9 protein-coding genes are annotated in these 10813 nt (G+C 71.6%); 3 read left to right on the top strand and 6 right to left on the bottom strand.

Annotated features, from left to right (window positions below; genetic code table 11):
• Positions 1 to 126: 126 nt before the first annotated feature.
• From ABTZ89_RS28520 to ABTZ89_RS28505, 4 genes are all read right to left on the bottom strand, one after another.
• Positions 127 to 420: a DUF3017 domain-containing protein gene (locus tag ABTZ89_RS28520; protein ID WP_270948460.1), complete on the bottom strand. Its 294-nt coding sequence runs from the start codon at positions 418 to 420 to the stop codon at positions 127 to 129.
• Positions 421 to 493: 73 nt separating this feature from the next.
• Positions 494 to 1336, bottom strand: coding sequence for a bifunctional methylenetetrahydrofolate dehydrogenase/methenyltetrahydrofolate cyclohydrolase (locus ABTZ89_RS28515; RefSeq protein WP_270948461.1), 843 nt, complete (start codon positions 1334 to 1336; stop codon positions 494 to 496).
• A 6-nt stretch (positions 1337 to 1342) separates the two neighbouring features.
• Positions 1343 to 2314: a DMT family transporter gene (locus ABTZ89_RS28510; RefSeq protein ID WP_351050334.1), complete on the bottom strand. Its 972-nt coding sequence runs from the start codon at positions 2312 to 2314 to the stop codon at positions 1343 to 1345.
• 11 nt (positions 2315 to 2325) lie between these two features.
• On the bottom strand, positions 2326 to 3588 hold the full coding sequence (locus ABTZ89_RS28505; RefSeq protein ID WP_351050331.1) for an MFS transporter: 1263 nt from the start codon (positions 3586 to 3588) through the stop codon (positions 2326 to 2328).
• Between the two features lie 273 nt (positions 3589 to 3861).
• Here ABTZ89_RS28505 and ABTZ89_RS28500 point away from each other — a divergent pair, with 273 nt between their 5' ends.
• Both ABTZ89_RS28500 and ABTZ89_RS28495 read left to right on the top strand, forming a co-directional pair.
• On the top strand, positions 3862 to 6498 hold the full coding sequence (locus ABTZ89_RS28500) for a glycohydrolase toxin TNT-related protein (protein ID WP_351050328.1): 2637 nt from the start codon (positions 3862 to 3864) through the stop codon (positions 6496 to 6498).
• Between the two features lie 152 nt (positions 6499 to 6650).
• Positions 6651 to 7301 carry a GNAT family N-acetyltransferase gene (locus ABTZ89_RS28495; protein ID WP_351050325.1) on the top strand — a complete coding sequence of 217 codons (651 nt, stop codon included), beginning with the start codon at positions 6651 to 6653 and terminating at the stop codon, positions 7299 to 7301.
• An 11-nt stretch (positions 7302 to 7312) separates the two neighbouring features.
• Here the strand turns inward: ABTZ89_RS28495 and ABTZ89_RS28490 are convergent, their stop codons facing one another.
• Positions 7313 to 7915, bottom strand: a complete 603-nt coding sequence (locus tag ABTZ89_RS28490; protein WP_351050322.1) for a response regulator transcription factor — start codon at positions 7913 to 7915, stop codon at positions 7313 to 7315.
• Positions 7912 to 9036, bottom strand: coding sequence for a sensor histidine kinase (locus ABTZ89_RS28485; protein ID WP_351050319.1), 1125 nt, complete (start codon positions 9034 to 9036; stop codon positions 7912 to 7914). Before ABTZ89_RS28485 ends, ABTZ89_RS28490 begins: the two co-directional genes overlap by 4 nt.
• 269 nt (positions 9037 to 9305) lie before the next feature.
• Here ABTZ89_RS28485 and ABTZ89_RS28480 point away from each other — a divergent pair, with 269 nt between their 5' ends.
• Entirely contained in the window at positions 9306 to 10790 is a 1485-nt protein-coding gene (locus ABTZ89_RS28480) for an alpha/beta hydrolase (RefSeq protein ID WP_351050316.1), read from the top strand.
• Positions 10791 to 10813 lie beyond the last annotated feature (23 nt).

Raw genomic sequence — 10813 nt, 5'->3', positions numbered from 1 at the left:
GGGGTCCAGGGGTCCCGACACGCCGGGGTCCCGACACGCCCGGGTGTGCAGTTTCAATTGAAACTGTAAAACCCAGGCACGGCGGATCACAGTTTCAATTGAAACTGCGGGTGGGGACGGGACCGGTCAGCCGAAGACTCCGCCTTTGATCGTCATTGCGACGGCGAGGATCACGACGCCGAAACCGCTGTAGAGCAGGACGTCCACGGCGCGGCTGCGGATCGCCAGCAGGCCCACCCGGTCCGGCGAGATCACCGCGCGCAGAACCGCCGCGACCAGCATCGCCAGGGCGAGCAGGACCGCGCCGCGGCGCCAGTGCTGCATCGCCACCAGCAGGAATCCGACCAGTGCGATGAGCAGCACGAGGCCGAACGGCACGTGCATCGACAGGCGCGACTTTCCGCCGAACTGCTCGCTCACGTTCCTCCTGTCGGGTCCGGGCTTCGTGAGCGGCGACGGTGGCTCCCACCACCACCGCCGCTCACGAGGAGGCTCAGCGCTCGGCGGCCTCGACGACGTTGGTCAGCAGCATCGCGCGGGTCATCGGGCCGACGCCGCCGGGGTTCGGCGAGATGAAGCCGGCGACCTCCGCGACGTCCGGGTGCACGTCGCCGGACAGCCCGTCCTCGGTGCGGGTCACGCCGACGTCGAGCACCGCCGCGCCCGGCTTGACCATGTCCGGCGTGATCAGGTTCGGCTTGCCCGCCGCCGCGATCACCACGTCCGCGCGGCTCACCTCGGAGGCGAGGTCCTTGGTCCCGGTGTGGCACAGCGTGACGGTGGCGTTCTCGCTGCGCCGGGTGAGCAGCAGCCCGATCGGGCGGCCGACGGTGATGCCGCGGCCGACGACCGCGACCCGCGCACCGTCGAGCGGCACGTCGTAGCGGCGCAGCAGCTCGATGATGCCGCGCGGCGTGCACGGCAGCGGCGCCTCCTCGCCCAGCACCAGGCGGCCGAGGCTGATCGGGTGCAGCCCGTCGGCGTCCTTCTCCGGCGCGATGCGCTCCAGCAGCGGACCGGCGTCGAGGTGCTTGGGCAGCGGCAGCTGGACGATGTAGCCGGTGCAGGCCGGGTCGGCGTTGAGCTCGTCGAGCACCGCTTCGACCTCGGCCTGGCTGACGTCGGCGGGCAGGTCCTTGCGGATCGACTTGATGCCGACCTTGGCGCAGTCGTTGTGCTTGGCGCGCACGTAGGACTGCGAACCGGGGTCGTCGCCGACCAGCACGGTGGCCAGTCCGGGGGCCCTGCCCTGCTCGGCGAGCCGGGCGACCCTGGGCCGCAGCTCGTCGAAGATCGCTTCCTTGGTGGCCTTGCCGTCCAGAATCGTCGCGCTCACGGCTGTTCATCGTGGCAGACGTCGCACACCCCGTCCCGCCCGGTCCGGCATTGCCGCCACGCCCACGGCCACCAGCGTGAGCAGCACGCCGACCACCGTCGACGTCGCGATCCCCTCCGCGGTGGCCGGGGCGAACACGTCCAGCAGCAGCGCCCCGATCAGCTGGCCGGAGATCATGCCGAGGCTGAGCATCAGCACCCCGGTGTAGCGGACCAGCGCGACCGAGCCGCCGATCACGAAGATCCCGAGGAAACCACCGGTGTAGAGCCAGCCCTCGGCGGGGAACTCGGGCAGGCCGCGGACCAGCACCTCGACCGCGAAGGCCAGGGCCAGCGCCGTCATCCCGACCCCGAAGTTGACCATCGAGGCGAACACCGCCGAATCGGCCGCCTGCTTCATCCGGCCGTTGACCGCCGCCTGCCAGCCCAAGCCGATCCCGGCCAGCGCGGGTAGCAGCACCAGCCAGCTCGCGTGCGCACCGCCCAGCTGCGCGGACACCGAGACCAGCACGGCCGCCACGGCGAGCGCAGCACCGAGCAGCCGGGTCGCGGTCACGTGCTGCGGCCCGGCCGGGCCCAGACCGAGGCGGTCCACCACCAGTCCGCTGCTCACCTGCCCGGCCACCACCGCGACCGTGAACATCGCGACGCCCAGCGCCGTGGCGGCCATGCCCTGGGTGAACACCAGGTACCCGCCGCACACCCCGCCGAGGCACTGCCAGGGCCGCAGGCCGTCCGGCTCGCGCAACGCCGCGGCCAGGTTCTTGAAGCCGCGGCGAGCGCGCGGGATCACCAGCGAACCGGCGAGCAGCACGACGAACCCGCAGCAGAACGAGATCAGCCCGGCGGCGATCCCGTCGTCCATCCGGGCCCCGAGCGTGCCGTTGATCCGGGCCTGGATCGCCAGCAGCACACCCACGCCAGCCGCACCGACCATGCCGAGCACGCGCTGGCGGACTTTCGGACCGGAAGGTTTCACTGGCGAAAGAGTCACGTGACCGCACTCTCCTCCGCCTCCCGCGCGACGCGCGACGCCCTGGCGTTGTGAGATGCGACAAGTCCGGCGGCCAGCAGGGCCAGCCCCGCGGCCGCCGCAGCTGCCGCCGCCGGACCGGCCAGGTCGAGCATCATCCCGGACAGCGGTGCGGCCAGCGCTCCGCCGAACATGGTCGCGCTGGCCATCCAACCGAACGCCTCGTTGCGCCGCTCCGGCGGCGCGATGTCGGCCAGGCGCCCGTTGCTGGCGGCCAGCGTCGGGGCCACCGCCGTCCCGCCTATCAGCAGGATCGCCCCGACCAGCAGCGGCGAACCCGGTTCGACGATCGGCGGCAGCACCGGGATCAGCGCGACCAGGCCGAGCGCGGCCAGCGACGCCCGCAGCCAGAGCCGGGGACGTCGCGCCGAACCGCCGAGCACCAGCCCGCCGAGCAGCGAACCGACCGCCCACACCATCGCCAGCACGCCGGCCAGCTCCGGCTCACCGCGTTCGCGCGCCCACCCGACCAGCACCAGGTCCATCGAGATCAACCCGCCGACCAGGAAGGCGAAGAAACCGAGCAACGAGACGAAACCGGGCGTGCGGAACAGGGATCCGGACTTTCGCCCGCTCTGTCCTCTTCCTCCCAGACCTTCGGTGAAACCCGCGCGCCACAGCGCAACGGCGAACAGCACCGCACCGGCGGCCGCCCACGCGGCGCAGGCGGACATCGCCACCACCGGACCCCAGATCGCCACCACGAACGCGGCGAGCATCGGCGCCATCACGAACAACAGCTCCTGCAGCGTCGCCTCCACCGCGAACGCGGCCTCCCGCGCCGGACCGTCCGCCAGCAGCGGCCAGATCCCCCGTCCGATCTGGGTGATCGGCGGGTGCGACAGCCCGGTGCCCAGCGCCACCGGGAGGATCAGCCACCAGTACGCCGGATCGACCCAGCTGGTCACGGCGATGATGGCGACCATCCCGAGCCCGGAACCCAGGCCGGTCACCACCAGCAGCCGAGGCGGTGAGCTGCGGTCCGCCGCCCGCCCGCGCAGCGGCCCGGCGATGGCCTGCCCGACCGTGATCGTCGCGCCGATCACGCCGCCGATCGCGTAAGAACCGGTCCAGTCGACGGCCAGGAACGCCAGCACCATCCCCAGCGCCGGCATGTGCAGGCGTCCCAGCAGGGCGAAGAACATCAGGTTCGGGGCGTGCGGCACCGCCGCCAGAAGTCGGTAAGGACGCAGCACGTCGTCCACTGTCTCTTCTGGCACGGGTGTACCGCTACCGAATTTCACCGACCGCTGACCGCCGACGACGCACCGCTGAACCAATCCACCTGGTGGTGTGATGTTCATCCGGACGAGAAACCGGCAGGCTCTCGTGACGAGATCACCGCACGCGGTGACATGGATCTTGAACGCGCGCACGTGTCCTGGATCAACGGAACCGAAGTCGTACACAGCGCACATGTCACGGCCCGCGTCGAGTAGCGTCTTGGCGGGGTGGAGTCGGGTTGCCTCGTCGAGAGGGGGAGGATGTCACCCATGTCGCGTCCGACAGCGATCAGTCCGGAAGAACAGGAGCAGATCGCCCGCAAGATCGGTGTTCTGCTGTTACAAGGGGCTCCTGAGGACTGGCAGGAGATCACGGTGGAGTACCGCGCCACCGGCGAGTACCACGACCTGCTGGGTGAGGTGACCGCGCAGGACGGCAGTTCCCGGTCGCTGGAGCCTCCGGTAGAGCTGCGGGAGATCTTCGAGAGCCTGCGCGAGGGCATGTACCGGCCGGACGTCGGTACCTGGCTGAGCGCGCTGTACGTGGTCGAGCGCCCGTCCAGCTACCGCATCGACATCAACTTCGACACCGAGCCCGGCTGGCAGCGCCCGCTGCCGCGGGCGGCCTACGTCGACGAACTGCGCCGCTACCCGCGCGCCGAGGAGAACATCCCGGACTGGATGCGGGACCGGATCGACGGTACCGGTCCGGTGGCCGAGTCCCCGGTCAACGGCGCGCCGGTCGCCCAGTCGCCGGTGGCCGAGCCCCCGACCGCCGAGCAGGACGCCGTGGAGCCGCACGACGTCGAGCCGCCGGTCGCCGAGCCGTCCGCCGCCCAGTCGTCCGTCACCGAGCAGGCCCCCGCCCCGGAGCCCGAGGTCGACGAGCCGACCGGGTTCCAGGTGGCCAACGCCTTCGACGACTTCGACGAGCAGGGCCGCCCGGTCGTCGCCGACCGCGAGCCGGTCCCGGCCGAGGAAACCGCCCGGCTGCGCCAGTACCTGGAGAACGCGCCGGTCGTGCTCGCCTCCCGCGAGGACGAGGAGGACCAGCTCGACCCGGAGCGCCCCACCGTCGTGCCGGGCACCTGGCACACCGACGGCACCTGGCTGTGGCCGGGCGCGATCGCGTTCTACCTGGCCCAGTACGGCGTGCCGCCGGAGCCCGAGCTCGTCGCGCACGTCCGCCGCCGCGGCTTCCAGCTGACCGAGGTCGACGACGCCACCCGCGACGCCGCGGTCAGCGAGCTCATCGACCAGCCGGCCGACTCCGACGACGAGCCGGCGGACTTCGACGACGAGCCGCAGAGCTCCGCCGTCGAGGTCCCCGAGGTCGCCGACGCGGAGCCGGTGATCGCCGACGAGACCCCGAGCTACGCCGACGAAGCGCAGGACTTCGACGACGAGCCGCGCGGTTTCACCGAGCCGGACGCCGCAGAGGCCCCTGCCCCCGCAGTCGTCGAGGACGACGAGGTCGAGCAGACCGGCGGATCGCGGCACGTGCTGGACGACGAGGAAGAGCTGCCCGACACCGAGTCCGTGCTGGGCAAGCTGCACGACCGGCTCACCGAGTTCCAGGTGGACGGCAGCAGCTACCGGATCGGCAGCATCAGCGAGAACGCCCGGTGCCTGGTCCAGGAGGGCCCGGACTGGATCGTCACCGCCGAGCAGGGCGAGGACGTCCGGTTCGCCCGGGTCGACCACGCCGCGGCCTACCTGCTCGGCAGCCTGCTCCTGGAGGAGCCGGCCGCCGACGCCCCGCAGGTGGCCGAGCAGGCGGAAGCGGACCTGTCCGATGACGAGTCCGACCTCCCGCAGCGCACTCCCGAAGCGGACCTGCCGCAGCGGACGCCGGAGGCCGGTCTGCCGCAGCGTCCGGAGCCGGAACTGCCGCAGCGCACCCCGGAACCGAGCCTGCCGCAGCGCACGCCGGAATCTGGTCTGCCCCAGCGCACGCCCGACCTCCCGCAGCGGGCCGCCGAATCCGACCTGCCCCAGCGGGCACCGGAATCGGACCTGCCGCAGCGCACGCCGGAAGCCGGTCTGCCGCAGCGCACGCCGGGCGACGCCCTGCCGCAGTCGCAGCGGGCACCGGAGCCGGAGCTGCCCCAGCGCGCGCCGGAACCGTCGGCCGCCAACCCGCTGTTCACCGCGAACCAGGAGCCGCCCGCTCAGCCCGAGCCGCCGGTTCAGCCGGAAGCGGCCCCGCCCGCGGCGCAGCCGAACGAGGAGGCGACCCGCCTCCAGCAGGCACCGCAGCTGGACCACCCCGCAGCCGCGGGTCCGCCGTCCCCGCCGGTCGGCCAACCCGTCCAGCAGCCGCCGGTCGGTGGACCGGGTGCACCGCCGCCGCTGCCCAAGCGCCAGCCGCGTCAGGGCGGAAACCCCGCGCCGCAGGGTGCTCCGGGCCCGGTCGGTGGCGCGGAACGCCGTCCCGGCCCCGGTGGCCCGGGCATGGCCGGTCCGCACCGGCAGGGTCCGCCGCCCGGACCGCCGCGTCCGCCGCAGGGCGGTGGCCAGCAGCCAGGCGGCCAGGCAGGCCCGCCGGGTGGCCAGCAGATCCAGCCGCTCAACGGCGAACCGCCGCTGACGCTGTACCGCGACCGGCGCGTGATCATGCTCCAGCCCGGTACCGAGCTGGACCGCTTCGGTGAGCCGAACGGCAACGTGGTCTACGCGATGCGCACGCCGTACACGCACCGCTCGCTCCCGCCGCAGTGGTCGAACCGCTCGTACTTCGCCTACCGCATCCAGCGCCCGATCCAGGCGATGCGCGGCACGGCGGTCCCGTGGTTCGAGCAGCCGGGCGGTGGCACGGCGTTCGTGCTCCCGGCGTCGATCAGCGAACTCCTCGCGGACGGCACCCTGGCGGAGATGCCCGCCACGGAACGCCCGCCCATGGAGTAACCGCAACCGAGCAGCGAGGGGCACCCGCGATTTCCGCGGGTGCCCCTCGTGCTTTTCCGGCCCCGCCTCGAAAACGGCGCTACCGCAGCAGAACCCGACCGCGCGGGCGGAAAACGATGGCTTCGCGCGCGGTTCGACGTCACGATGGGCACGTGCTGATCGATCACTTCCCGCTCGTCGGGCTCAAGCTGACGACGCCGCGCCTCGAAGTGCGTCTGCCTTCGCCCGACGAACTCGGCGAGCTGGCGGAGCTGGCCGGCAACGGCGTCCACGACCCGGACCTCATGCCGTTCACCGAGGCGTGGACGGACGGCACGCCCGACCAGGTCGCGCTGAACGTCATCCAGCACTACTGGCGGCACCTCGGCAGCTGGACTCCGCAGCACTGGGCGCTGAACCTCACCGTGTTCCACGACGGAGCCGTCGTCGGCCAGCAGAGCATCGGCGCCCGGGACCTGGCCATCACCCGCGAGGTGAGCACCGGCTCCTGGCTCGGGCAGCGCTACCAGGGCCGCGGGATCGGCACCGAGATGCGCGCCGCCGTGCTGCACCTGGCTTTCGCCTGCCTCGACGCCGAAGAAGCCGTCTCCTCAGCGATCGAGCACAACGTCGCTTCCCGAGCTGTCTCCCGGAAACTCGGCTACCAACCCGATGGCAGCCACCGCGAGGCCGTCCGCGGAGACCTGGCGGTCGTGCACCGGCTGCGGCTGACCCGCGCGGATTGGGAACGGCACCGCACCGTCCCGGTCGAGGTCGAAGGGCTCGCACCCTGCCTCCCCCTGCTCGGGGTCGACGTGCCGTAGCCGTCCCCTGGTCAGAGCCAGTCGTGTTCGCGGGCGTAGCGGGCTGCTTCGTGGCGGGTTTGGGTCTGGGTCTTCTGCATCGCGTTGGAGAGGTAGTTGCGGACCGTGCCCGGTGCGAGGTGGAGCTGGGTGGCGATGTCGGCGGCGGAGTAGCCCTCGCCGGTCGCGCGCAGCACGTCGAGCTCCCGGTCGGTGAGCGGGCAGTCGTCGACGAGGGCGAGCGCGGAGACGTCCGGGTCGATCCAGCGCTTGCCCTCGTGCAGGGTTCCGATCACCGAGGTGATGTGCGCGGGTTCGGCGGACTTGCTGACGAAGCCCTGGACGCCGAGCTTGAGGGCCTTGCGGAGCACACCGGGTTTGGCGTGCCGAGTCAGCATGAGGATGACCTGGTCCGGGTGGGTGCGGCGGATCTCCGCGACGGCGCCGAGTCCGTCCACACCGGGCATCTCCAGGTCGATGACGAGCACGTCGGGCCGGTGCCGCAGGGTGGCCTCGACGGCCTCCGCGCCGTTCTCCGCTTCGGCGAGCACCGCGATGTCGCCTTCGAGCGGGAGCAGCGCGGCCATCGCCTTGCGGAGGAGCGCTTCGTCGTCGGCGAGCACCACGGTCGTCATCGGTCTGCCTCCGCTCGTCGGTTCGGGAACGCCGCTGCTGTCCGGAATTCGCCATCGTGCTGGTCGACCGACAGCTCACCACCCTCCGCGGCGACGCGTTGGGCGAGCGCTGCCAATCCCCTGAGTTCGGTCACCGGAGCGCGCTGGGCGCCGTCGTTGACGATGCTGATGCTCGACGCCGACAGCGTTATCCGCACCTGGGTCGCCTGGGCGTGCCGCAAGATGTTGGTGGTCGTCTCGCGGAGGACCTGGCCGAGCAGTTCGCCCACGCGCTGGTCCACGTCGGCCTCCCGGTCGACGTGCACGTCGATGCCGGCCGCTTCGAAGAGGTTCCGCGCGTTCTCCAGCTCGGCGGAGAGGTTCAGCCGCCGCTGCGCGTAGGCGAGTTCCTTGGTCTGGGTGATGGTTTCGCTGACCAGGTCGTGTATCTCGCGCAGTTCCTGCTCGGCCCGTTCGACGTCGCTGCCCACCAGCTTCTGCGCGAGCGCTGCCTTCAGCTTCACCACGTGGAGGGTGTGCCCCTGGATGTCGTGCAGATCGCCGGCGAAGCGGACGCGTTCGCGGATGACGGCCAGCTCCGCTTCCCGCTCCCGCGCCTCCTCCAGCTCCGCGACGATGTCGTAGAACCGCTTGTTGGGGAACATCAACCCGACCAGCACCACGGTGACCCCGGTGGGGATCAGGACGTACCGGATCAGGACTTCCGGCGCCTCCTGGTGCGAGACGAGCAGTCTCGCCGCGCCCACCGCGGCGACGTAGCCCGCCAGCACCACGGCCGCCCAACCCCGCCAGCGCGGCAGCCGGGGGACGACGAGCGCACCCACGAAGGAGATGCCGAAGAACGCCATCCGCCCGTCACCCACCAGCGCCCCGAAGGCCCAGACGGCAGCCGTGGTGGCCACGGTGGCGGGTGCGACGCGCAGGAGGTCGTCGGCCGCCCACCGGACGAACGCCACCAAGGTCGCCACCACACCGGCGGCCAAAACGGCGGCCTCCCACCAGTTCCGGGCGTCGAAGGCGACCGTCACCGCACCGACGACGGCCAGCACCGGACCGAACATCGTGAGGTTCGTCTTGCGGAGCTGCACCCTCGCCCGCGTTCGACGTTCGGGTTGCCGCATCAGCCTCGCCCGCGATCAGCGGCGTCGGGCAGCGGTCTGGTGTTCACGGGTGCTTCTCCGGAGTCGCACGGCGGGTTCGTTCAACACTATTGCTCCGATCGCGCGGCGAGCACCAGTGACACAGCGTCATGCCTTCCCACCAGGAATGTCATGGCGGGTTCCTGACGCGGCGGCACTGGGCGCGGCGGCCCCGGACCGCTGGAATCGGAGTCATCGACATCCGAGCTCACCGTCGCTGGGAATCGGCTGCCGCGACAGCACTCCCAGAGATGTCCATTGTGGAGCTGATCAGAGGAGCGCTGATGCGCAAACCCGCGTTGACCGTCCTCGCCGCCGCGGTGGTGGCGACCCTGACCCCGATCTCAGCGTCGGCGACTTCCGGCCGGCTCGACTGGGGCGCGTGCCCCGAGGACGTCGCCAAGCCCGGCCTGGAGTGCGCCACGCTCGACGTTCCGCTGGACTACCGCGATCCCGGCGGTCAGACGATCACGATCGCGATCTCGCGCCTGGCCAGCACCAACCCGGAGAAGCGCCGCGGCGTGCTGCTGACGAACAGCGGCGGTCCGGGCGGGACCGGGCTGGACTTCCCGGCCGCCCTGCGCGACCTGGGGATGCCGCAGGACGTGCTGGAGAGCTACGACGTGATCGGGATGGACCCGCGCGGGGTCGGGCACAGCACGCCGGTGACCTGCGACCTGACGCTCGCCGAGCAACCGACCAACATCCCGATGTACGGCCGCGACCCCGCCGCCGTCGAGGAGGAGGCCGAGCGGGTGGCGGCGGTCGCGGAGAAGTGCGGATCGTCGCCGACGGCGCCGCTGCTGCCGCACATCACCACCGCCAACACCGCTCGCGACATGGACCGGGTCCGCGAGGCGCTGGGCGAGCAGGCGGTGTCCTACTTCGGCATCTCCTACGGCACCTACCTCGGGTCGGTCTACACCGCGATGTTCCCGCAGCGCAGCGACCGGTTCCTGATCGACAGCGCGACCGGCCCCGACGGCTGGGACTCGGAGTTCTCGAGGTCGTTCGGGCAGGGCTTCGAGGACAGGTTCCCGGACTTCGCGGAGTTCGCCGCGGCCAACCCCGAGTACGGCCTCGGCGAGACCCCGGAGCAGGTGGCGGCGAAGTACTTCGAGCTCGCCGCCCGGCTCGACGAGACTCCGAGCCCGGACGGCTACAACGGCCAGGCGTTCCGCTTCGCCACGTTCGCCTCGCTCTACTTCGACCGGGAGCTGCCGCGGTTGGCCGAGACCTGGCATGCCCTCGACACCGGCACTCCGGTACCGGCGCCCGATTCCAGCGCCGTCGCTGCTGCTGCACCCGCGGACAACTACCAGGCCAGCCAGCTGCACGTGATCTGCAACGACTCCGACTGGCCGGAGGACGTCCGGACCTACCAGCGCAACGTCGAGGTCGACCGGTTCCGCCACCCGATGTTCGGCGCAGCGGGCGCCAACATCACGCCGTGCGCGTTCTGGCCGTCCGAGCCGGTCGAACCGCAGGTGGAGATCACCGACGAGGGCCCGTCGAACGTGCTGATCATCCAGAACCTCCGCGACCCGGCGACACCGCTGGCCGGTGCCCGGAAGCTGCGGGAGGCGTTCGGCGACCGGGCCCGGATGGTGACGGCCGATCAGGGCGGCCACCTGGCCTACCTGTTCCTGGACGACCAGTGCGTCCACCGCATCGCGACGAACTTCCTGGTCAACGGCGAGCGTCCGGGACACGACCTCGCCTGCGCGAAGCCCTGAGCCCAGGGCCGGCGCAGGAGCAC

Source organism: Saccharopolyspora sp. NPDC002686 (genome assembly GCF_040295745.1).
GTDB lineage: Bacteria > Actinomycetota > Actinomycetes > Mycobacteriales > Pseudonocardiaceae > Saccharopolyspora > Saccharopolyspora oryzae.
Note: the sequence above shows the minus strand (reverse complement) of the source record. Positions and strands in the feature narration are given on the sequence as shown.

Coding starts and splice junctions, on each gene's coding strand:
- ABTZ89_RS28500 (WP_351050328.1), top strand. CDS start 3,862: ATGTCGCGTCCGACAGCGATCAGTCCGGAAGAACAGGAGCAGATCGCC.
- ABTZ89_RS28490 (WP_351050322.1), bottom strand. CDS start 7,915: ATGACGACCGTGGTGCTCGCCGACGACGAAGCGCTCCTCCGCAAGGCG.
- ABTZ89_RS28485 (WP_351050319.1), bottom strand. CDS start 9,036: ATGCGGCAACCCGAACGTCGAACGCGGGCGAGGGTGCAGCTCCGCAAG.
- ABTZ89_RS28480 (WP_351050316.1), top strand. CDS start 9,306: ATGTCCATTGTGGAGCTGATCAGAGGAGCGCTGATGCGCAAACCCGCG.